We start from the raw sequence: 20,853 nt of genomic DNA on the forward strand, positions 1-20,853 counted from the left end.
ACCGGGGTCAGAGCCCGGTTTGTGGAAATAGCCTAAAGGCAGTTACCAAAATTCGGGCTCTGACCCCGGTTTTTGGAAATTTTTCGGGACGGTTGAATTTATTTTCGGCAAAAGATGGCCGAAGATGCGGCAACAGCGCGCAATATGCTGTCTTCTCGGAAATCCCAAACCGGCACGCCCTTTCACCTGAGCCCCTGAAATGGCGGATAATTGCCGCCATGTCTACCCCGCCGAAATCCGGCTGCCCTTGCGGCAGCACCTTGCCCATCCTGCGCTGCTGCGGTCCGTATATCGCCGGCGCCGAGCTGCCGCCCACGGCCGAGAAGCTGATGCGTTCGCGCTACACGGCTTATGTGATGGGGGTCGAAGATTACTTGCGCGCCACCTGGCACCCCAGCACCCGGCCAAGCGATCCCATCATCGACAAAAATGAAAAGATTCAATGGCTCGGACTTGAGATAAAATCTGCTTTACGTTTACGTCAACGTAAAGCAGATCTGCCGGAACAGACAGACCAGGACACCGTCGAATTCGTCGCCCGCTTCAGGGTCAATGGCCGCGGCCAGCGCCTGCACGAGATCAGTCACTTCGTGCGCGAGGCCGAAACGCCCGGCGACCCGGGTTCGATCATGCGCTGGTTCTATGTGGACGGCAGCTTCCCCGAGCAAGGTACCAAATAGAATACGCAGGAGACGCGATGCCCCAGATCGAAACAAAGCTCAACCCGCGCGGCGAGGATTTCAAGGCCAATGCCGCGGCCATGCAAGCCGTGGTCGACGACCTGCGCGCCAAAGTCGCGGCCATCGCCAAGGGCGGCGGCGAAGCGGCCAGCGCCAAGCATGTCGCCCGCGGCAAGCTGCTGCCGCGCGACCGCGTGCAGATGCTGCTCGATCCGGGCACGCCCTTCCTGGAATTGTCCCAGCTGGCGGCCTACGAGATGTATGACAACGCGGCCCCCAGCGCCGGCATCATCACCGGCATCGGCCGCGTGGCCGGCCAGGAGTGCGTGATCGTCTGTAACGATGCCACCGTCAAGGGCGGCACCTACTACCCGATGACGGTGAAAAAACACCTGCGCGCCCAGGAGATCGCCGAGCAGAACAAGCTGCCCTGCATCTACCTGGTCGATTCGGGCGGCGCCAACCTGCCGAACCAGGACGATGTCTTCCCGGACCGCGACCACTTCGGCCGCATCTTCTACAACCAGGCCAACCTGTCCGCCAAGGGCATCCCGCAGATCGCGGTGGTGATGGGCTCCTGCACCGCCGGCGGCGCCTACGTCCCGGCGATGAGCGACGAGTCCATCATCGTCAAGGAACAGGGCACCATCTTCCTGGGCGGCCCGCCGTTGGTGAAAGCGGCGACCGGCGAAGTGGTGAGCGCCGAAGACCTGGGCGGCGGCGACGTCCACACCCGCCTGTCCGGCGTGGCCGACCACCTGGCCCAGAACGACACCCACGCGCTGTCGCTGGCGCGCACCATCGTCTCGAACCTGAACCGCGTGAAACCGCAACAGGGTGCGCTGCGTGACACCCAGGAACCGAAGTACGCGCCGGAAGAGCTGTATGGCGTGATCCCGGTCGATACAAGGAAACCCTTCGACGTGCGCGAGGTGATCGCCCGCATCGTCGACGGCAGCGAGTTCGACGAATTCAAGGCGCGCTACGGCACCACCCTGGTGTGCGGCTTCGCCCACATCTTCGGCATGAAGGTCGGGATCATCGCGAATAACGGCATCCTGTTCTCGGAGTCGGCGCTGAAGGGCACCCACTTCATCGAGCTGTGCTGCCAGCGCAAGATCCCGCTGGTGTTCCTGCAAAATATCACCGGCTTCATGGTCGGCCGCAAGTACGAGAACGAAGGCATCGCCCGCAACGGCGCCAAGATGGTGACCGCGGTGGCGACGGCCTCGGTGCCGAAGTTCACCGTGATCATCGGCGGCTCCTTCGGCGCCGGCAACTACGGCATGTGCGGCCGCGCCTTCTCGCCGCGCTTCCTGTGGATGTGGCCGAACGCGCGCATCTCCGTGATGGGCGGCGACCAGGCGGCATCGGTGCTGGCCACCGTCAAGCGCGACGGCATCGAAGCCAAGGGCGGCCAGTGGTCAACAGATGAGGAGGCTGCGTTCAAGCAGCCGATCAAGGACCAGTACGAGCACCAGGGCCACCCTTATTTCGCCAGCGCGCGCCTGTGGGACGACGGCGTCATCGATCCGGCCGACACGCGCATGGTGCTGGGCCTGGGCCTGTCCGCCGCGCTCAACGCCCCGATCGAAGACACGAAGTTCGGCGTATTCAGGATGTAAGAAGGGAGACAATGCGATGGATACCTACGACACCCTCGAGATCGGCGTTGCGAACAAGATCGCAACCATCACCCTGAACCGCCCGGACGTGCGCAACGCCTTCAACGAAACCGCCATCGCCGACCTGACGATGGCCTTCGACGAAGTCAGCCAGGATGCCGACGTGCGCGCCATCGTGCTGGCCGCGAACGGCCCGGCCTTCTGCGCCGGCGCGGACCTGAACTGGATGAAGAAGATGGCCGGCTATTCGCATGAGGAGAACGAAGCCGACGCCCTGCGCCTGGCCGACATGCTGCGCACCATCTACTTCAGCCCGAAGCCTGTCGTCGCGAAAGTCCAGGGCGACTGCTACGCCGGCGGCATGGGCCTGGTGGCGGCCTGCGACATCGTGGTGGCCGCCGACGGCGTCAACTTCTGCCTGTCCGAAGTCAAATTGGGCCTGATCCCGGCGACGATCTCCCCCTACGTCATCAAGGCGATGGGCGACCAGGCCTCGCGCCGCTACTTCCTCACCGCCGAGCGCTTCGATGCGCGCGAAGCGAAGCGCCTGGGCATGGCGCATGAAGTCGTGCCGGCGGAGGAACTCGACGCCACCGTGGCCGGCATCGCCCGCGCCCTGGTGAACAACAGCCCGAATGCCGTGCGCGAAGCGAAGAAGCTGGTGCGCGACATTGCCGGGCTGCCGATCGACGATGTGCTGCTGGCCGATACGGCCGGGCGCATCGCGGCGATCCGTGCATCCGCCGAGGGACGCGAAGGGGTCGCGTCCTTCCTCGAAAAGCGCAAACCCGCCTGGCTGGAATAAGTATCTTGACGCACCCGACACACCACAGCTCTTCCGACTGGATCGCGCGCAGCCTGCGCAGCGTCTGGCACCCATGCACGCAAATGCAGCACCACGAAGAGGTGCCGCTGATCGCGGTCAGCCACGGCAAAGGCCCGTGGCTTTATGACCATGAGGGCCGGCGCTATCTGGACGGGATCAGTTCGTGGTGGGTCAACCTGTTTGGCCACGCCAACCCGCGCATCAATGCGGCGCTCAAGCAGCAGCTGGATACGCTCGAACACGCGATGCTGGCCGGTTTCACGCACGAGCCGGTGGTCGAACTGTCCGAGCAGCTGGCCGCGCTGACCGGCCACGCGCTCGGCCACGCCTTCTATGCGTCCGACGGCGCCTCGGCGGTGGAAATCGCGCTGAAGATGAGTTTTCACTACTGGCGCAACGCCGGTTACCCGAACAAGCAGGAATTCGTCTGCCTGCAGGGCTCCTACCACGGCGAGACCATCGGCGCGCTGGCCGTCACCGACGTCGCCCTGTTCAAGGACGCCTACGGCCCGCTGCTGCGCGCCGCCCGCACCGTGGCCTCGCCGGATGCGCGCAACGCCGTCGATGGCGAGTCAAGCCAGGACGTGGCGCGCCGCGCGATCAAGGATGTCGAGCAGCTGTTCATTGAATCCGGCGACACCATCGCCGCCATCATCGTCGAGCCCCTGGTGCAGTGCGCGACCGGCATGGCGATGCACGACCCGCTTTACCTGCAGCGCCTGCGCGAGCTGTGCGACAAGCACCATGTGCACCTGATCGCCGACGAGATCGCGGTCGGCTGCGGCCGCACCGGCACCTTCTTCGCCTGCGAACAGGCCGCCATCTGGCCGGACTTCCTGTGCCTGTCGAAAGGGATCAGCGGCGGCTACCTGCCGCTGTCGCTGGTGCTCAGCACCGACAAGATCTACGAAGCCTTCTACAGCGAAGACATCACGCGCGGCTTCCTGCACTCGCACTCCTATACCGGCAACGCCCTGGCCTGCCGCGCGGCGCTGGCGACCCTGCAGATCTTCCGCGACGACGACGTGCTCGTCAAAAACCGCGAAACGGCCACCCGCCTGATGCTGGAAATGGCGCCGCTGCTCGAGCACGAGCGCGTCACCAACGTCCGCCAGCGCGGCATGATCCTGGCCTTCGACGCCGTCGAGCCGGATGCGAAGCGCGCGGCGACCTTCGCGCGCCGCTTCTTCAGCAGCGCGGTCGAGAACGAACTGCTGCTGCGCCCGATCGGCCGCACGGTCTACCTGATGCCGCCGTATGTGCTGGACGAGGAAGAGATCGCCGGGCTGGCCGCGCGCACGCGCACCGTGTTCGAAAAGGTGATCGCGGAATGACCCAGGATCTGATCGCCGGCATCGAGCGCCAGCTGGACACGCTGGCGGCGCAAAGCCTGATGCGCCGCCGCCGTACCGCCGACTCGCCCACGGCGCCGCGCCAGCTGGTGGACGGCCACCCCATGCTGGCCTTCTGCAGCAACGACTACCTGGGCCTGGCCGCGCACCCGCGCGTGGTCGCGGCCCTGCGCGAAGGGGCGGAACTGTACGGCGCCGGCAGCGGCGCCTCGCACCTGGTGTCGGGCCATGGCCGCGCACACGCGCAACTGGAAGAGCGGCTGGCCGCCTTCGAGGCGCCGCACCTGGTCGATGCGCGCGCGCTCTACTTCTGCACCGGCTACATGGCCAACCTGGCGGTGCTGACCGCGCTGGGCAGCGACCCGGACGCGATGATCTTCTCGGAGGCGCTGAACCATGCGTCCCTGATCGACGGCGCCCGCCTGGCGCGGGCCGGCGTCACGGTCTACCCCCACCGCGACGTGGCGGCGCTGGAAGCGCAACTCATCGCCAGCAATGCAAGGGCAAAAATCGTCGTCACCGACAGCGTGTTCAGCATGGACGGCGACCTGGCGCCGCTGCCCGCGCTGCTGGCCTTGTGCGAACGGTATGGCGCCTGGCTGGTGGTCGACGATGCCCACGGCTTCGGCGTGCTTGGCGCGCACGGCCGCGGCGCCCTCGAACATTTCGATTTGCGCTCGCCCAACCTGGTGTATGTCGGCACGCTGGGCAAGGCGGCCGGCGTCGGCGGCGCCTTCATCGCTGCCCACGCCTCGGTGGTCGAGCTGATGATCCAGCGCGCCCGCCCCTATATTTACACGACCGCGGCGCCGCCGGCGCTGGCGCATGCGCTGCTGGCCAGCCTGGACATCATCGAGGGCGAGGAAGGCGCCGCACGCCGTGCGCACCTGAACCGGCTGATCGCGCTGCTGGACGATACCTTGAAGCTGGCACGCTGGCAGCGCCCGCTGTCGCACACGGCGATCCAGCCGATCGTCATCGGCGGCAACGACGAAGCCCTGTATGTGGCGAGCCGCCTGCACGAGCAGGGGCTGTGGGTGCCGGCGATCCGTCCGCCGACCGTGGCGCCGGGCACCGCGCGCCTGCGCGTGACCCTGTGCGCCGCGCACACGGAAGACGAGGTGGCGCGGCTGGCCGCCACGCTCAATGCATTTGAACACCAGCTGGAAAGGAGCGCAGCATGAGCCTCAACGATCCCGAACAAGCGGGCGGCACCCAGCCCGAAGTCGGCTACGCGGAGCCGGTGACGGCCACCGCACCCGCCGTCGCCGCCATCCCGGCCCCGCTGGCCGCCGAGGGCGTGCCGACGCGCTTCGCCTGCTTCGTCACCGGTACCGATACCGAGATCGGCAAGACCCTGATCTCCGCCGCGATCCTGCACAAGCTGGTGCAGCACGGCCAGCGCGCCTGCGGCATGAAGCCGATCGCGGCCGGCGCCGAGGAACGCGACGGCGAGCTGCACAACGAAGACGCCGCCATGCTGCGCGCCGCCGGCAACGTGCACCTGCCGCAGCACATCACCACGCCCTTCATGCTGCGCGAGCCCTGCGCCCCGCACATCGCTGCGGAACTGGAAGGCGTGCGCATCGAGCCGGTGCCCATCCTGACCGCTTATGCCGAGATCCTGGGCGCTTCCGACGCCACCGTGGTCGAAGGCGTGGGCGGCTTCTGCGTGCCCTTTTCGGAGGAATTCGACAGCGCCGACCTGGCCGTGCAGCTCAACCTGCCCGTGATCATGGTGGTCGGCCTGCGCCTCGGCTGCATCAACCACGCGCTGCTGACCGCCGAGGCGATCGTCGCGCGCGGCCTGGTGCTGGCCGGCTGGGTCGCCAACCAGGTCGACCCCGGCATGCGCTTCGCCGACGAGAACGTGGCCGCACTCGAACAACGCATGCCCGCGCCCCTGCTGGGACGCGTGCCGCGCCTGGACCAACCATCGGCCGCCGATGCAGCGGCCTATATCGAGCTCGCGGGCGTGCCGGGATGGCCGTCCGTCCGCTCCTGAAACACCAAAACAAGGATGCAAACATGACCCAAGTCGTTACCCTTCACCCGCCCGCGACCCAGGCCTCGCTGCCGAAGGACGCCACCTGGCCGCTGGCCGACGTGCTGGCCCTGTTCGAGCTGCCGCTGCCGGAGCTGATGTTCCGCGCCCAGCAAGCCCACCGCGCCAACTTCCCCGACGGCGACGTTGAACTGGCCACCCTGCTGTCGATCAAGACCGGCGGCTGCGAGGAAGACTGCGGCTACTGCCCGCAAGCGGCGCGCTACGACACCGGCGTCGAAGCCAAGAAGATCCTCGAGCTGGACACCGTGCTGGCCGCGGCCGCCGAAGCCAAATCCAAGGGCGCGACCCGCTTCTGCATGGGCGCCGCCTGGCGCAGCCCGAAAGAGCGCGACATGGAGAAGGTCGAAGCCATGGTGCGCGGCGTGAAGGCGCTCGGCATGGAAACCTGCGCCACCCTCGGCATGCTGGAAGCGGGCCAGGCCGAACAGCTCAAGAACGCGGGCCTGGACTACTACAACCACAACATCGACACCTCGCCGGACTTTTATGGCGACGTGATCTCGACCCGCGAATACAACGACCGCCTGGATACCCTGGGACGCGTGCGTAATGCCGGTTTAAAGATCTGCTGCGGCGGCATCGTCGGCATGGGCGAGACGCGCTCGCAGCGCGCCGGCCTGATCGCCCAGCTGGCCAACATGAACCCGTATCCGGAATCGGTGCCGATCAATCACCTGGTGCAGGTCGAAGGCACCCCGCTGCACGGGCTGCCGGCGCTGGACCCGATCGAATTCGTGCGCACCATCGCCGTGGCCCGCATCACCATGCCGAAGGCGCGCGTGCGTTTATCCGCTGGCCGGCGCGAGCTGGGCGAGGCGGTGCAGGCGATGTGCTTCATGGCCGGCGCCAACTCCATCTTCTACGGCGACAAGCTGTTGACCACCGATAACCCGGAAGCGAACGACGACCGTGCGCTGCTGGAGAAGCTGGGACTCAGGACCCGCTCGGCGATGCTGGAGTCGGTGCAGAAGGAAAGTTGCGGCTGCTGAGGCCACCGCACCGTGAGCCGTCGTTCCCGCGAAGGCGGGAACCCAAGTTTGCGTGAGCAGTCGAGACGCATGCAGAACTTGGATTCCCGCCTTCGCGGGAATGACGGTCTTAAGGCTAACTCTTATAAACATAAACAGACGAGACACCACATGTTCACCAAGATCCTCATCGCCAACCGTGGCGAAATCGCCTGCCGTGTCGCCGCCACCGCGCGCCGCATGGGCATCCGTACCGTTGCCGTCTACTCGGAAGCCGACGCCGGCGCGAAGCATGTCGCGGTCTGCGATGAGGCGGTCTTGATCGGCGCGGCCGCGGCCAAGGACAGCTATCTGCGCGGCGACAAGATCCTCGAAGTCGCGAAGGCCACCGGCGCCCAGGCCATCCACCCGGGCTACGGCTTCCTGTCCGAGAACGCGGAATTCGCCGAAGCCTGCGAGGCGGCCGGCCTGGTCTTCATCGGCCCGCCGGGTTCGTCGATGCGTGCGATGGGATCGAAGTCGGCGGCCAAGCAGCTGATGGAACAGGCCAATGTGCCGCTGGTGCCGGGCTATCACGGCGACGACCAGGATCCGGAGCTGCTGCAGAGCGAGGCGAACCGCATCGGCTATCCGGTGCTGCTGAAGGCCAGCGCCGGTGGCGGCGGCAAGGGCATGCGCGTGGTGGAGCGTTCGGAAGATTTCCAGGCCGCGCTGGCCTCCTGCAAGCGCGAGGCCATCTCCTCCTTCGGCGACGACAAGGTGCTGGCCGAGAAATACCTGACCCGCCCGCGCCACATCGAGATCCAGGTCTTCGCGGACAAGCACGGCAACTGCGTCTACCTGCACGAGCGCGACTGCTCGGTACAGCGCCGCCACCAGAAGGTGCTGGAAGAAGCGCCGGCGCCGGGCATGACGCTCGAGCGCCGCGCGGCGATGGGTGAAGCGGCTGTCGCGGCCGCGCGCGCGGTCGGCTACGTCGGCGCCGGCACCGTCGAGTTCATCGCCAACCAGGACGGCTCCTTCTACTTCATGGAGATGAACACGCGCCTGCAGGTCGAACACCCGGTCACCGAGATGATCACCGGGACCGACCTGGTCGAATGGCAGCTGCGCGTGGCCTTTGGCGAACCGCTGCCGAAGCAGCAGCATGAGCTGGCGATCCACGGCCATGCGATCGAGGCGCGCGTCTACGCCGAGAATCCGGAAAAAGGTTTCCTGCCTTCGATCGGCACGCTGCGCTTCATGGACGTGCCGGCGCATGTGTCGTTCGAACTGGGCGGTTCGGGAAGTGGTGCAAATGCGGCGCCGGCCGGCGTGCGCATCGATTCGGGCGTACGCGAAGGCGATGCCATTTCTCCCTTCTACGACCCGATGATCGCCAAGCTGATCGTCTGGGGCGCGGACCGCACCCAGGCGCTGTCGCGCATGGCGCAGGCGCTGTCCGAGTTCCACATCGTCGGCCTGGCCACGAATATCGCCTTCCTCAAGCGCCTGGTGGAGGGGCAAGCCTTCTCCAGCGCCGACCTGGATACGGGCCTGATCGAGCGTAACGGCGCCTCCCTGTTCCCGGCCGCCGCGCCTGCGACTAAAGGCGCGCTGGCCCTGGCCGCGGTCGCGCTGGCCGACGCCGAGCAGGCTTTATCCGTGTCGGCCAATCCGGCCGATCCGTGGACCAGCACCCACGGCTGGCGCATGAACGGCACCTACCGCCGCCAGCTCTCCTTCGGCGACGAGTACAGCGCCACGCTGGACGCCAAGACCTACGACCTGAAACTGGCTTACCACCCGCACGGCTGGGTGCTGGACCTCGACGGCGCGGCCCACCCGCTGGCGCTGGTATCGAAGAACGGCGGCGAATACGCGATCCGCCTCGACGGCACGGCCCTGCACGGCACCGTGCGCCGCGACGGCGAACTGCTGCACGTGTTCACCGGCGGCCAGCACACCACGCTGCACTACGCCGATCCGATGGCGCACGCGGGCGAAACCGAAGCGGCGGGCGGCCGCCTGACCGCGCCGATGCCCGGCAAGGTGGTCGCCGTGATCGCGAAGGACGGCCAGACCGTCAAGAAGGGCGAACCGCTGGTGATCATGGAAGCGATGAAGATGGAGCACACGATCGCGGCGCCGAGCGATGGCCTGGTCGAAGAGATCCTGTACCAGGTCGGCGACCAGGTGGCCGACGGTGCGCCGCTGCTGGCCTTCAAGGCCGCCGCGTAAGAGGCGACTATGCGCATCCTCCTGTACCGCGGCGACGGCGTGATCGAGCCGTGGGCGCGCGATTTCGCGCAGGCGCTGCCGCGGGCCGAGACGGTCACCTGGCAAGAGGGACAAAGCCTCGACGCCTGCGACTACGCGGTCCTGTGGGCGCCCGTGCCGGCCCTGCTCGACCAGCTGTCGCGTGTCAAAGCGATCTTCCTGATGGGCGCGGGCGTCGACGCCATCCTGAAATTCGGCGACGCGCTGCCCGACGTGCCGGTGATCCGCCTCGGCGACGCCGGCATGGGCGCGCAGATGGCGGAGTATGTGGCGTACGCGGTACTGCGCTACTTCCGCCGCTTCGACGAATACGAGCAGCAGGCGCGCCAGGGCATCTGGAATCCGCTGGCCGCGCGTCAAAAGGAAGAATTCACGGTCGGCGTGCTGGGGCTCGGCAAACTCGGCATCCCGGTGGTGCAGGCGCTGCGCCAGCTCGGTTTTCCGGTGCGCGGCTGGAGCCGCACGGCCAGGGATCTGCCGGGCGTGGACTGCTTTGCCGGGATGGAGGCGCTCGACGATTTCCTGTCCGGCACGCGCGTGCTGGTCAGCATGCTGCCGTTGACGCCGGAGACGAACAACCTGCTGGACCGCGCGCGGCTGTCGGCGCTGCCCGAAGGCGCCTATGTCATCAACGTCGCGCGCGGCGCCCAGGTCGCCGAGCCGGACCTGCTGGCGCTGATCCGCTCTGGCCACATCGCGGGCGCCACGCTGGACGTGTTCCGCAACGAACCGCTGCCGGCGCCGCATCCGTTCTGGGACGAAGCACGCATCACCATTACGCCGCACATCTCGGCGCTCACGATCCGCGAGGAAGCCGTGCGCCAGATCGCGCACAAGATCACACTGCTGGAACAGGGAGAGCACGTCGCCGACGTGGTCGACCGCAACCGGGGATACTAGAAAATGAACCTGCCCAAACAAGTCAAGATCGTCGAAGTCGGCCCGCGCGACGGCCTGCAGAACGAAAAGGAGAACGTCTCCGCCGCGGTAAAGATCGAGCTGGTCGACCGCCTGTCGCGCGCCGGTTTTACGAACATCGAGGCAGCTTCCTTCGTCTCGCCGAAGTGGGTGCCGCAGATGGCCACCAGTGCCGAGGTCATGGCCGGCATCGCGCGCCGCGCAGGCACCATCTATTCCGCGCTGACGCCGAACATGCAGGGCTTCGAGGCGGCGCTGGCAAGCAAGGCCGATGAAGTGGTGATCTTCGGCTCGGCCTCGGAAGCCTTCTCGCAAAAGAACATCAACTGTTCGATCGCCGAATCGATCGCGCGCTTCGAGAGCGTCGCAAAGGCCGCCAAGGAGCGCGGCCTGCGCCTGCGCGGCAGCATCAGCTGCTCCTTCGGCTGCCCCTACCAGGGCGAAGTGCCGCTGGACGCCGTCGCCGACGTGGTGGGCCGCATGCGCGACCTGGGCTGCGACGAGATCGACATCGCGGATACGATCGGCGTCTCGACCCCGCGCAAGACGCAGGCGGTGATGGAGACGGCGGCGCACGCGTTCCGGCTGGAGGGCATCTCCGGTCACTTCCACGATACCTACGGCCAGGCCCTGGCGAATATTTACGCCAGCCTGGAAGTGGGCGTGTCCATCTTCCATTCGTCGGTGTCCGGCCTGGGCGGCTGCCCGTATGCGAAGGGCGCGACCGGCAACGTCGCCACCGAAGACGTGGTGTACATGTTGAACGGGCTCGGTATCGAGACCGGCATCGACCTGGACCAGGTGGTGGATGCGGGCGCCTTCATTTCGCAGCAGCTGGGACGCAAGGGCGTGAGCCGTGCGGGGAATGCGCTGCTGGCGAAGCGGGCGGGCTGATTTTCGTGTGAGCGTGGGCACAGGGAGCCCACGTTGTCGCTACGACGCGGAAATGAAAAAGGCCGACAGCTTTCACTGTCGGCCTTTTCGGTATACTTGGTCGGAGTACAAGGATTCGAACCTTGGACCCCCTGGTCCCAAACCAGGTGCGCTACCGGGCTGCGCTACACTCCGAAGACAGCAATAATACCCTTTCGCAATGGTAGCGGTCAAGGACAGCGCCCGCGAATGTGCACGGTTGAGGCTTTCCGGCACAGGAATCGATGGAGCTGCACATGAACGCTGTAATCGACGGATTGCCGAATACCGGCATGACAAGCCTGCCTGACCGTCAGACCACGACACGCGTGGCGGCGGGCATCGCCATCTCGCTGGCCGTGCACGCACTGCTGCTGGCCATTTACCGCCAGCCGCAGCCGTCGGCCTTGCCCGCAGCCGTCAGCGAACCGCTCACCGTGCGCCTGCAGGCTGCGCCGGAAAAACCGCTGGTGACCGAACCCGTGCGTCCGCCGAAACAGGCCGAGGCGCCAGCCAAACCGGCGCCGCGCACGCCACGCCGCATCATCGCCGTAGCGCCGCAGCCGGCGGCATCGGAAGAAAAACCTTTTGCGGTCGAAACGCCGCCGCCTGCGGATACGGCATCCAGAGACACGCCGCGCTTCAACCTGGATGCGGCGCGCAATGTCGCACGCAGGGTGGCCAACGAGCCGGATCCGGCCAAGGTGGGCACCGCGCTGGAACGTTTACCGCCACCGCCTTTGCAGACCGAATCGAAACTGGAGCGGGGCATCAAGGGGGCCAGGCGGCCGGATTGCAAGGATGGGGTGCCGGGGGGTTTATTGGCGCCGATTTTCCTGGCGATGGATAAGAAGGATAGTGGCTGCAAGTGGTAGCGCGAGCGTGCATTGTTAGCGCGTAAACGACGTTTCAGGCGTCGCCTTTGATTTGCAGCGCCCGCTCATACAAAGCATTCTTCTTCCGCCCCGTAATCTGCGCCGCCAGATTCGCCGCCTGCTTCACCGAGCACTCCGTCAACAAAATCTGCAAAATCCGCTCCGCCTCGGCCGCCCCTTCGTCTGCCGACGGCGCCGCGCCTTCCACCAGCACCACGAATTCGCCGCGCTCGCGGTTCTGGTCGGCCTTGACCCAGGCCAGCGCCTCGCTCAGCGGGCAGCGGTGGATTTCTTCGAACATCTTGGTCAGCTCGCGCGCGAACACGACCTGGCGGGTCGGCTCGAATACCGCAGCCAGTGCCTCGACGCAGTCGGTGATGCGGTGCGGCGCCTCATAGATGACGAGGGTCGAGGTATCGAGTTTGAGCTGGGCCAGTTCCGTTTCGCGCTGCTTCGCCTTCGCCGGCAGGAATCCGACAAAATGGAAGCGGTCGTTCACGAAGCCGCTGGCCGACAGCGCCGCCACCGACGCCGAGGCGCCGGGCACCGGCACCACTTGCAGGCCGGCCTTGCGCACGGCGTCGACGATGCGCGCGCCGGGGTCCGACACGGCCGGTGTGCCGGCGTCCGACACCAGGGCCACGCGTTCGCCCGCGAGCAGGCGCTGGATCAGCTTTTCGGCCGCTTCGCGTTCGTTGTGCTGGTGCGCCGCCACCATCTGCTTGTTCAGGCCGAAGCGCGTCAGCAGGGCGCCGGTCTTGCGCGTGTCCTCGCAGGCGACGACGTCGGCGATCAGCAGCACGTGCAGGGCGCGCAGGGTGATGTCGGTGACGTTGCCGATCGGTGTGGCCACCACGTAGAGCGTTGCGGTAGGATAGGACTGCTGGGCTGCCTCACCCAAGACGGGCAATTGGGCGATCTGGCTGGACTGAATGGCGGTCATGGGGGATCGGATGCTGATTAAAAAACTCAAAGCGCTGGGCGCGGGACTGACATTCCTGCTGCTGGCCGGCTGCAGCACGGTGAGCCTGGACGAGCCGCAGGGATTGTGCGCGCCCAAGGGCGCAAACACAAGTCCCCGCAGCGGCGATTACGCCTGCCCGGAACCCGAACCCGCGCGCGCGCCGGCCTACGCGCCGCCGCCGCGCGAAGTGGAAACCTCGCCGGTGCAGACCGCGCCCATCCTGCTGCCGGGCCAGGAACCCGGGGCCGGCGCCGCGCCTGCCGCCAGGGGCGCCGGCCCGGTCCGCATCGCCCTGCTGCTGCCGATGAATTCGTCCAGCCTGGGCGGCGCCGCGGCAGCGGTACGCGCCGGCTTCATGGCCAGTGTCGAGCGCGACGGCGCCGGCGTCACGGTCGACCTCGTGGCCACCGACGACAGCACCGGCGGCACGCTCGCTTCCTATGCCGATGCCGCCGCCTCGCACGAGGTCGTGGTCGGCCCGCTGGCCCGCCCCGCCGTCAGCGCGCTGGCCACCGGCGGTGTCAGCCGTACCACGGTTGCCCTGAACCATCCCGAGCCACGCGGAAACCTCCCGCGCGGCATGCTGGTCGCCGGTCTCTCGATCGAGGACGAAGCCAGGCAAGCCGCCGAATGGGCGGCGCGCGAACATCCGCAGGGCCGGGTGCTGATCCTCACCGGTAACGCGCCCTGGGCCCAGCGTGCGGCGGCCGCCTTCCAGGCGCGCTGGAACGAGCTCGGCCATACGGGCCAGCGTTTCGACGTCCCCTCCACCGACGGCCGCGTCGACCAGGGCGTCATCGGCGACCTGAAAGCGCGCCTGGACGTCGATCCGCCCGAGCTGCTGTTCGCCGCGCTCGACGTGGTCGAGCTGCGCCAGGTGCGCGCCCAGAGCGGCGCCGCGATTCCCTGCTACACCGGCAGCGCCGGCAATCCGGGCCGCGCGGCCCCCGGCGCGGCGATCGGCGAGCTGGAAGGCCTGCGCGTGGTCGACCTGCCCTGGCTGGTGCGCCCGGACCACCGCGCGGTGATGGTCTACCCGCGTCCGCTCGACGCCGAACAGCCGCTGACCATGAGCCGCCTGTACGCGCTCGGCATCGACGCATTCCTGGTCGCGCGCGAGCTGGCCCTGCGCCCGGGCGGCCCCTTCGTCATCGACGGTGTCACTGGCCGCCTGGAGGTCGATCCCAAGGGCCCGCGCCTGCAGCGGCGCGAAGCCATGGCCGTTTACCGCAACGGCAACTTCGAACCCGTCGACGCGGGCCCCTGAGATGTGGCCGGCCCGCCTGTCGCAAAAGCAGGAACAGGGTCGAAAAGGGGAAGAATCGGCGCTGGCGTATCTTCAACGCCACGGTTTAGTGCTGATCGAAGCGAACTTCCGGTGTAAATTGGGTGAGATCGACCTTGTCATGCGCGAGGGCGAGACCCTGGTCTTCGTCGAGGTACGCCAGCGCGCCGACCGTCGCCGCGGCGGGGCCGCCGCCAGCATCACCCCGGCAAAAATCCGCCGCATCCTGCGCGCCGCCCAGGTGTATTTGCAGCGTTTCAGGCGCCTGCCGCCCTGCCGCATCGACGTTGTCGCCATCGATGGCGTCCAGCTGGAATGGTTACGGAACGCCATCGAAGCCGCCTGAAATGTAAGCATTTTTTACCCCACTTGCGCGGTGGACCTTGCCGCTGCACTATAATCTTCGACCATGAATACTCAACGCATCCTCGCCCATTTCCAGGAAAGCGCCGAACTCAAATTGAAGTCGGGCCAGCTGCTGGCACAACCCATTTCCAACGCCATTGAACTGATGTTCAATGCGCTGTCCAACGGCAACAAGATCCTGGCATGCGGCAATGGCGGTTCCGCCGGCGATGCCCAGCACTTCGCTGCCGAGCTGGTCGGCCGCTTCGAGCGCGAGCGTTTCCCGCTGCCGGCGATCTCGCTGAGCTGCGACACCTCGATCATCACGGCGGTCGGCAACGACTACAGCTTCAACCAGATCTTCAGCAAGCAGGTCCAGGCCCTGGGCCAGGCCGGCGACATCCTGCTGGCGATTTCGACCTCCGGCAATTCCGCCAACGTGCTGGCGGCCGCCGAAGCGGCGCTCGAGCGCGAGATGCGCGTCGTCGCCCTGACCGGCAAGGACGGCGGCAAGCTGGGCGCGCTGCTGACCGAGGCCGACGTGCATATCAATGTGCAGCACAGCCGCACCGCGCGCATCCAGGAAGTGCATCTGGTGGCGATCCACAGTATCTGCGACGGCATCGACGTCGCCTTGTTCGGAGAAGAAGATGCAAGTTAAGAAAGCCGTCCTGACCGCCGTCCTCCTCGGTTCCGTGCTGGTCTCGCTGCAAGGCTGCGTGGCCGTGGTTGCCGGTGGCATGGTCGCCGGCGCGATGGCGAGCACTGATCGCCGTACCCTGGGTACCCAGACCGAAGACAAGGGCATCGAGGTGAAGGCCGCAACCCGTCTGCCGCAGGTCGTCGGCGACGCCGGTCACGTCAACGTCAACAGCTACAACCGCAAGGTGCTGCTGACCGGCGAGGTGCGCGACGACGCCATGAAGCGCGCGGTCGAGAACGAAATACGCGGCATTGCCAACGTCGACAACGTGATCAACGAGCTGATCGTTGCCGGCCCGTCGAGCTACACCTCGCGCTCCAGCGACGCCCTGATCACCAGCAAGGTGAAACTCAGCCTGGCCGACAAGAAGACCGTCTCGGCGAACTCCTTCCAGGTCGTGACCGAGCGCGGCAACGTCTACCTGATGGGCCTGGTCACCCAGCGCGAAGGCAATATTGCCGCCCAGGTAGCGCAGGGCGTGTCCGGTGTCATGCGCGTCACCAAGATGTTCGAGTACATCAGCGAAGAAGACCTGCGCGCGATGCAGCCGCAGTCGCCGCCCCAGGCTGCCCAGTAATCCAGCAAGCAAACGGTGACGGATTTATAATGATCCGTCGCCCGCTCCTTGATGAGATGAAGCCATGACCGCCCCTGCCCCCCGCCCCTCGCGGCGCAAGTTCCTCGCCATCGGCGCTGCCATGGTGGCCATTGCCGCCGGCGCCGGTGTCGCCGTCTTCGGCCGCCAGCAGGCGCCCGACGTCACCTTCATCAGCATCGACGGCCAGAAGATCAGCTCGCAGGACTTGCGCGGCAAGGTCGTGATGGTCAATTTCTGGGCTACCTCCTGCGCCACCTGCGTGAAGGAAATGCCGCAGATGGTCGAGACCTACAACAAGTTCAAGGGGCAAGGCCTGGAATTCGTCGCCGTCGCGATGAGCTACGATCCGCCCAACTATGTCCTGAACTATGCCGAGACCCGCAAGCTGCCGTTCAAGGTCGCGCTCGATTCCGGCGGCGACCTGGCCAAGCAGTTCGGCGACGTGGCCATGACGCCGACCACCTTCGTCATCGGCAAGGACGGCAAGATCCTCAAGCGCTATTTGGGCGAGCCGGATTTCGCCTCGCTGCATTTGCTGCTGCAGAAATCGCTGGTGGCAGGCTGAGCGACGTTCGCGTGGGCACGGTGTGCCCACCCTACATTTTCCCCGCGCACCCCTGACTTCCCGCAAACTCACCCCGCCCGGCTGGTCCAAGCTTGACGCGTTCGCTGGAGACCCCCATGCGCAAGCCGATCAAGTCCCTGCTATTGCTTTCCTGCCTGCTGGCGGCGGGCTGCACGAGCGTGGACCCCGGACTGCGCAACACCGTCATCCTGCATTACCAGCACGTCGCCAACGTGCACCGGATCGACTTCCGCAACCCGGTGCTCCTGCGCCGCAATGAGGCGATCCACTTCGTGCAGCCGCTGGAATCGCAGGGCTTCTGGGCCGTATTCGTCCTGTGCAGCATCGACGTCACCGGCGCAAAAGTGCCGGCCTTCTACTACGACATCGACCGCTTCCGCGTGCAGTTCGGCGGCCGCCGCTTCGGCCCGCTGCGCCCCTACACCCTGCGGCTGGACGACTCGATAGCCCTGAACACGCGCACCGACACCGCGGCCATCGTCGACGCCATCGCGGCCGAGATCCACGAGGGCCCGCCCAGCCAGGTGTTCCGGCATGGCTTTTATACGAACCTCGATTACCGCTTCGCGATCTACGTCCCGCAGGCCCTGAGCGATTACGCGGGCGAGGAACTGCCGCTGCGCTATGTCGGCGGCACCACCATGGTGCTGGGCAATGGCACGCCGCCCTCGGACATCCCGGTGGCGGGTGCGGACGGCGCCGGGATTGCGGCGCGCTGCCGGCCCTGATCGCGGTAAGCTGCGGTCATCGAAGGAGATCGAACATGAATGCAGCGCACGACACGATGACGGTCGAGCAGGCTTACCGGGCCATGCTGGCCTTTCTCCAGCGCGAAGTGGAGCTGACCGAGTCCAGCGACCTGGCGGATCTGGTGAGCGAGTACAAGCTGGGACCGGATGGGCAGACGCGGGATCCGGCGCTTTGGGAAGAGTGGCTGGAGGCGGTGGGGAAGGTCGTTCGGCCCCAGGCGCCGGGTTGAGGACGAGGCCTGCCCTGCAGTGCGTGCTAAGATGGCTCGACGGTTTGACCGAGGACCACATTGCTTTCCCACCTTGAACTGATAACACGTCTTGGCATGGCGGCGCTGCTCGGCGGCGCGATCGGCTTCGAACGCGAGCGTCTTTCCTGGGCCGCCGGCCTGCGTACCCACATGCTGGTGTGCGTCGGCTCCTGCCTGTTCATGATCGTCTCGGCCCATGGCTTCATGGACGTGCTCGAGCACGAACACGTCTCGCTCGATCCTTCCCGCGTGGCGGCGCAAGTGGTGTCGGGCATCGGTTTCCTGGGCGCCGGCTCCATCCTCCTGCGCGGCGAGATCGTGCGCGGCCTCACCACCGCAGCCAGCCTGTGGACGGTGGCGGCGGTCGGCCTGGCCACTGGCGGCGGTCTGTACGTGGCCGCCGGCTCGGCCACCGTCATCATCCTGATCATCCTGGCCGGCATCAAGCCGCTGGAACGCTGGTATTTCTCTTCCAGGCAGAAGCGCGAAGTGATGATTTCCGCGGAACGGGGACGTTTGACGCTGCACGTGCTGGAAAAGGAAATCGGCGCCGCCACCAGCCGCATCAGCACCTTCATCGTCCAGCAGCAGGGCGACGGGTCCAACCTGGACGACGTGCTGATCGCGTTCTCGCGCATGTCCGAGAACGATTTCCGTATCCTGCTCGACAAACTGCAGCGCGTTCCTGGTGTCCTCAAGCTGGACGCAAAGGGACCGCAGGAACGGCGCGGCCGTTAGCGCCCGCCTACCACCTGCCTCTTTCCTTTTTGGACTGCTTTTTACGCGCCGCCGCATTCTGCTGCTGCAACAGCGAATCCACCCGCTCCGACGCCTCGCGCGCCAGTTGCTGCGCCAGTTCGATACTCGGGAAGAAGTCCGGCATCCGGTAACCCAGCCAGGCATAGGCGGAGTACATGCGGCAGGTGTCCTCGACTTCCTGCAGGTTCTGCCAGAACATTTCTTGCGGGTGAGGCTGGAGCTTGCAGATTTTCTTTTTCGCCAGCGACTGCGCCCAATGCGTCCAGGCGTTCTCCAGCGTCGGCACGCGGGTCGAGATCGGCACCAGCGACATCGTGAATTTTTCGGCCACCGACAAATCGAGGGTATCGAGCCACTCGGCGCGCTCGTTCTGTTCTTCCGTGATGCGCGGGTAGAAGAAGCCGTCCGGCACGTCGATGTTGTGCACGAAACGGCGCAGCAGTTTCACCAGCGATGTTTCTCCGGTCACCGAGGCGATGCGGTGCAATTGTTCCAGCGATGGCGCGACCGCGAAGCCGCTGGCTTTGACGGGCGGGATCTTTTCCTTCATCAGGGCGCGCATGGTGTCGTGGGTATCGTCGTCATAACCGGCGACGAAACCTTCCTCGTGCACGCCGTAGCGCCCCGCGCGGCCGGCGATCTGCCTGGCCAGCGCGGCCGAGATTTCTTCTTCCTCGACGCCGTTGTATTTCACCGCGGTCGTCATCACGATACGCTGGATCGGCATGTTCAGGCCCATGGCCAGCGCATCGGTGCCGACCACGATGTCGGCCTGGCCCTCGCGGAAGCGCTCGGCCTGGGCGCGCCGCACTTCCGGCGACAGATTGCCGTAGACGGTCGCCACCGACAGGCCGATCTCCGTGATCATGTCGCGCCACATCAGCACGTCGCGCCGTGAAAAAGCGATGACGGCGTCGCCGCGCCGCAGGTTGCGGATCTTGCGCACGGCCCCGGCTTCCATCGACAACGGCGCCTTGCGTTTCAGGACGTGGACTTCGAGCGGGCATTCCAGGCGCTCGGCCAGCGCCTCGATCGCGCGCCGCGCTTCCGGCGCCCCGACCAGGTAGACGGTCGAGGCCGGTGCGCCGCACACCGCCGCGGTCCAGGCGGCGCCGCGGTCGCGGTCGGCCAGCATCTGGATTTCGTCGATCACCGCCACGGCTACCGGCGTTTTCGTGTCCAGCATCTCGACCGTGCTGGCGACGTGGGTCGCGTTCTCGGCCAGGCGCCGCTCTTCGCCCGTGATCAGGCTGACCGCCAGCGGTTTCCCATCCTCGTCCACCACGCCCTGCAGGCGCTCGTAGTTTTCCAGCGCCAGCAGGCGCAGCGGCGCCAGGTAGACGCCGCTGTCGGCCTCGGCCAGCGCTTCCATCGCACGGTGGGTTTTACCGGAGTTGGTCGGGCCCAGCAGGGCGATGAAGCGGCGCGCCATCTTGCTGGCGACTTCGAAGGATTGCGGATATTCCGCCAGGTTGATGCTTTCCTTGGTGCGCGCGGCGTGGCGCTCTTCCTGGTCGCGCTCGACGGCGTGCTCGAGGCGCTGCTGGATGCGCTCGAACACATATTCGGCCGGCTCCGAGGTTTCCAGTTCTTCCAGCACGTGCAGGAACAGCATCGGGTCGAAGCCGGCGTCATCGCACTGGTCGGCGATTTTGCGGACGAATTCCTCGACTTCCTGGTTCAGGTCGTCCATGGCGTCGCGGGTGGCGCGTTCCTCGACGAGTTCACGGCGGGCGCTTAAATCCATTTTGCGCCACTTGCTCGGCTTGGCCAGCACGCCGCGCGCCGGCACCAGGCGGTAGTCGACGTGCAGGCCGTCCACGCGCACGGCCCCACCGAAGCGGACAAATACGCGACCTTCCATCTTGACCAGTTCGGCGCCGCGCTCCTGCAGTTTCAGTTCGCGCTCGAGGAAGGCGTCGTCGTCCTGGGTATCGTCGTCAGGGGCGGTGTGAAAACGGGGATTGCTCATGTGCAAATCATGCAATATTGAGTAGGTAGCACTATATCGCGGAAGGTGTTTGTTGCGGCGGATACAAAAAGTTGCCGGGAATAGAAGCAGGAACCAGAATATTATTTTCCAATAAGAAATTTTCAACTATAGTCTGGCGTTCCACCAAGGCGCGCAGG

22 protein-coding genes and 1 tRNA gene are annotated in these 20,853 nt (G+C 66.2%); 19 read left to right on the forward strand and 4 right to left on the reverse strand.

Annotation, left to right across the window (positions count from 1 at the left end; translation table 11 throughout):
• Positions 1-7: 7 nt before the first annotated feature.
• Positions 8-268 (reverse strand): hypothetical protein, encoded by a 261-nt coding sequence (locus ACFPO9_RS26140; protein WP_379777675.1) that lies wholly within the window; start codon positions 266-268, stop codon positions 8-10.
• On the opposite strand from ACFPO9_RS26140, the gene ACFPO9_RS26145 reads away from it, so the two are divergent.
• The 10 genes from ACFPO9_RS26145 to ACFPO9_RS26190 all read left to right on the forward strand — a co-directional run bounded on the left by ACFPO9_RS26145 (position 219) and on the right by ACFPO9_RS26190 (position 11,590).
• Complete coding sequence (locus ACFPO9_RS26145; protein ID WP_379777034.1) at positions 219-680, forward strand: YchJ family protein; 462 nt, start codon at positions 219-221, stop codon at positions 678-680. The two genes, ACFPO9_RS26140 and ACFPO9_RS26145, sit on opposite strands and share 50 nt — an antisense overlap.
• A gap of 17 nt (positions 681-697) precedes the next feature.
• Positions 698-2,305: a carboxyl transferase domain-containing protein gene (locus ACFPO9_RS26150; RefSeq protein WP_379777037.1), complete on the forward strand. Its 1,608-nt coding sequence runs from the start codon at positions 698-700 to the stop codon at positions 2,303-2,305.
• 16 nt (positions 2,306-2,321) lie between these two features.
• Positions 2,322-3,110 (forward strand): enoyl-CoA hydratase/isomerase family protein, encoded by a 789-nt coding sequence (locus ACFPO9_RS26155; protein ID WP_379777040.1) that lies wholly within the window; start codon positions 2,322-2,324, stop codon positions 3,108-3,110.
• A 5-nt stretch (positions 3,111-3,115) separates the two neighbouring features.
• On the forward strand, positions 3,116-4,465 hold the full coding sequence (gene bioA / locus ACFPO9_RS26160) for an adenosylmethionine--8-amino-7-oxononanoate transaminase (RefSeq protein WP_379777043.1): 1,350 nt from the start codon (positions 3,116-3,118) through the stop codon (positions 4,463-4,465).
• A complete protein-coding gene (gene bioF, locus ACFPO9_RS26165; RefSeq protein WP_379777045.1) occupies positions 4,462-5,667 on the forward strand; it encodes an 8-amino-7-oxononanoate synthase in 1,206 nt (401 codons plus the stop codon). The genes bioA and bioF overlap by 4 nt, the downstream gene beginning before the upstream one ends.
• Complete coding sequence (gene bioD, locus ACFPO9_RS26170) at positions 5,664-6,488, forward strand: dethiobiotin synthase (protein ID WP_379777048.1); 825 nt, start codon at positions 5,664-5,666, stop codon at positions 6,486-6,488. Before bioF ends, bioD begins: the two co-directional genes overlap by 4 nt.
• Positions 6,489-6,511: 23 nt before the next feature.
• Complete coding sequence (bioB, locus tag ACFPO9_RS26175) at positions 6,512-7,540, forward strand: biotin synthase BioB (RefSeq protein ID WP_379777051.1); 1,029 nt, start codon at positions 6,512-6,514, stop codon at positions 7,538-7,540.
• Positions 7,541-7,690: 150 nt separating this feature from the next.
• On the forward strand, positions 7,691-9,739 hold the full coding sequence (locus tag ACFPO9_RS26180) for an acetyl/propionyl/methylcrotonyl-CoA carboxylase subunit alpha (protein ID WP_379777053.1): 2,049 nt from the start codon (positions 7,691-7,693) through the stop codon (positions 9,737-9,739).
• A gap of 9 nt (positions 9,740-9,748) precedes the next feature.
• A complete protein-coding gene (locus ACFPO9_RS26185) occupies positions 9,749-10,678 on the forward strand; it encodes a 2-hydroxyacid dehydrogenase (RefSeq protein WP_379777056.1) in 930 nt (309 codons plus the stop codon).
• Between the two features lie 3 nt (positions 10,679-10,681).
• The gene (locus ACFPO9_RS26190) at positions 10,682-11,590 is read left to right on the forward strand and encodes a hydroxymethylglutaryl-CoA lyase (protein WP_379777060.1); all 909 of its coding nucleotides are present in this window, start codon (positions 10,682-10,684) and stop codon (positions 11,588-11,590) included.
• A gap of 97 nt (positions 11,591-11,687) precedes the next feature.
• Here ACFPO9_RS26190 and ACFPO9_RS26195 read toward each other — a convergent pair.
• Positions 11,688-11,764: transfer RNA gene (locus tag ACFPO9_RS26195), tRNA-Pro, on the reverse strand.
• Positions 11,765-11,853: 89 nt separating this feature from the next.
• On the opposite strand from ACFPO9_RS26195, the gene ACFPO9_RS26200 reads away from it, so the two are divergent.
• Positions 11,854-12,483, forward strand: coding sequence for a hypothetical protein (locus tag ACFPO9_RS26200; protein WP_379777062.1), 630 nt, complete (start codon positions 11,854-11,856; stop codon positions 12,481-12,483).
• A gap of 34 nt (positions 12,484-12,517) precedes the next feature.
• On the opposite strand, the gene rsmI is transcribed toward ACFPO9_RS26200, so the two are convergent.
• Positions 12,518-13,426, reverse strand: a complete 909-nt coding sequence (gene rsmI, locus ACFPO9_RS26205; protein WP_379777065.1) for a 16S rRNA (cytidine(1402)-2'-O)-methyltransferase — start codon at positions 13,424-13,426, stop codon at positions 12,518-12,520.
• A gap of 10 nt (positions 13,427-13,436) precedes the next feature.
• Here rsmI and ACFPO9_RS26210 point away from each other — a divergent pair, with 10 nt between their 5' ends.
• The 8 genes from ACFPO9_RS26210 to ACFPO9_RS26245 all read left to right on the forward strand — a co-directional run bounded on the left by ACFPO9_RS26210 (position 13,437) and on the right by ACFPO9_RS26245 (position 18,702).
• Positions 13,437-14,714: a penicillin-binding protein activator gene (locus ACFPO9_RS26210; protein WP_379777068.1), complete on the forward strand. Its 1,278-nt coding sequence runs from the start codon at positions 13,437-13,439 to the stop codon at positions 14,712-14,714.
• A gap of 1 nt (position 14,715) precedes the next feature.
• On the forward strand, positions 14,716-15,078 hold the full coding sequence (locus ACFPO9_RS26215; RefSeq protein WP_379777071.1) for a YraN family protein: 363 nt from the start codon (positions 14,716-14,718) through the stop codon (positions 15,076-15,078).
• A 63-nt stretch (positions 15,079-15,141) separates the two neighbouring features.
• A complete protein-coding gene (locus ACFPO9_RS26220) occupies positions 15,142-15,738 on the forward strand; it encodes a phosphoheptose isomerase (RefSeq protein ID WP_379777074.1) in 597 nt (198 codons plus the stop codon).
• Entirely contained in the window at positions 15,728-16,357 is a 630-nt protein-coding gene (locus ACFPO9_RS26225) for a BON domain-containing protein (protein WP_379777077.1), read from the forward strand. Before ACFPO9_RS26220 ends, ACFPO9_RS26225 begins: the two co-directional genes overlap by 11 nt.
• Positions 16,358-16,421: 64 nt before the next feature.
• On the forward strand, positions 16,422-16,943 hold the full coding sequence (locus ACFPO9_RS26230; RefSeq protein ID WP_379777080.1) for a TlpA disulfide reductase family protein: 522 nt from the start codon (positions 16,422-16,424) through the stop codon (positions 16,941-16,943).
• 116 nt (positions 16,944-17,059) lie between these two features.
• The gene (locus tag ACFPO9_RS26235) at positions 17,060-17,692 is read left to right on the forward strand and encodes a hypothetical protein (protein ID WP_379777083.1); all 633 of its coding nucleotides are present in this window, start codon (positions 17,060-17,062) and stop codon (positions 17,690-17,692) included.
• A 35-nt stretch (positions 17,693-17,727) separates the two neighbouring features.
• The gene (locus ACFPO9_RS26240; RefSeq protein WP_379777086.1) at positions 17,728-17,943 is read left to right on the forward strand and encodes a hypothetical protein; all 216 of its coding nucleotides are present in this window, start codon (positions 17,728-17,730) and stop codon (positions 17,941-17,943) included.
• A 60-nt stretch (positions 17,944-18,003) separates the two neighbouring features.
• Positions 18,004-18,702 (forward strand): MgtC/SapB family protein, encoded by a 699-nt coding sequence (locus tag ACFPO9_RS26245; protein WP_379777088.1) that lies wholly within the window; start codon positions 18,004-18,006, stop codon positions 18,700-18,702.
• 7 nt (positions 18,703-18,709) lie between these two features.
• On the opposite strand, the gene ACFPO9_RS26250 is transcribed toward ACFPO9_RS26245, so the two are convergent.
• Positions 18,710-20,695: a helicase-related protein gene (locus tag ACFPO9_RS26250; protein ID WP_379777090.1), complete on the reverse strand. Its 1,986-nt coding sequence runs from the start codon at positions 20,693-20,695 to the stop codon at positions 18,710-18,712.
• Positions 20,696-20,853 lie beyond the last annotated feature (158 nt).

It is taken from the genome of Massilia aerilata (genome assembly GCF_042656905.1).
In the GTDB taxonomy this organism is placed as follows: Bacteria; Pseudomonadota; Gammaproteobacteria; order Burkholderiales; family Burkholderiaceae_D; genus Telluria; species Telluria aerilata.